Genomic DNA, 1,091 nt, shown 5'->3' with positions numbered 1-1,091 from the left:
GTTGAAGATCTGCATCCTCATCTTCGCTATCAATTTTGAGCCGCTGCTTCACCTGTTCCAGTGTCAGAATTGGCATTTTTGCTACCACCCTTTTTTAGTACAGCGACTTTAAGTTGGTGAATGGCCACATGAGCCACACGATCATCAACCATAAATTCACCTGGTACGAACTCTACAACTTGATTACCGTTATCGATTGCAATCTTAAATTTCTCTTTAACCGTAATAACTGGCATTTGAACTCTCCAAAAAAAGAAAGCCTCTTAAAAGAGGCGTTCAATACCAAAATTGAATTATGCTTTTAAAGCTAAAACTTTAAATGCACTACTATCTGTCAACATTCCACCAACACGTTTTGTTGTGTAGAAACCAACATAAGGTTTATTTGTGAATGGATCGCGTAAAATACGAGTTCCCATGCGATCAACAATGGTATAACCACGTTTGAAATCACCAAATAAAATAGCATTCGCATCCGCTTCGGCTTCTGGCATATCGTTGTTTTCTTCAATTCCATAGCTTAACAAGGTTGAAGGTTGTCCAGCTTGTAGACCAGGTTGCCACAGGTAATTGCCTTCGTTGTCTTTTAACTTACGGGCTTTAGATTGTGTAAGATTGGTCATCATAAAAACTGCATTCTGACGATACCCCGCCTTAATTGAATAGATTAGATCAATTAGGTTATCGCCATTAAAAGTTCCAGCAGTACCAGAACTCAGTTGTTGGATCGTTCCGAATGGACGAGTTTTATCATCCGTCGCTTCAAAAGGATTATCCAGAATACCTTTGGGCTTGTTAATTCCATCACCAAGCAAGAAAGCTAAGCCTTCTTTTTCTGCAAACTCACGAGCAACTTCATCTTGTAGCCATGTCTCAACATTAAAGAAAACATCATCTAGTGAGGTTTGTGTGGCTTGTGGATTGGCGTAAATCTCCCCCATGGAAGCCATAATTTGTTTTAATGTTGGTGTACCTGTTTCAGGACGTGCGGCTGTTTCACCAACCCAGCCACTACCCGCACCACCCAAGCTGACTAATTTTTTATAGTCAGATGTACTTACGGTGATTTGATTACACACTTTGCGCATTGG

The 1,091-nt window shown here is 40.3% G+C and carries 2 protein-coding genes; both read right to left on the bottom strand.

Translation table 11 applies throughout. From position 1 onward, the window contains the following. Positions 1-29: 29 nt before the first annotated feature. Entirely contained in the window at positions 30-236 is a 207-nt protein-coding gene (locus MMO38_RS16470) for a hypothetical protein (RefSeq protein ID WP_241324186.1), read from the bottom strand. A 57-nt stretch (positions 237-293) separates the two neighbouring features. Then, the coding region (locus MMO38_RS16465; protein WP_241324185.1) for a phage major capsid protein at positions 294-1,091 on the bottom strand (798 nt) is incomplete at its 5' end.

Origin of the sequence: Acinetobacter sp. NIPH 1852 (assembly GCF_022549455.1) — a bacterium.
GTDB lineage: Bacteria > Pseudomonadota > Gammaproteobacteria > Pseudomonadales > Moraxellaceae > Acinetobacter.
Note: the sequence above shows the minus strand (reverse complement) of the source record. Positions and strands in the feature narration are given on the sequence as shown.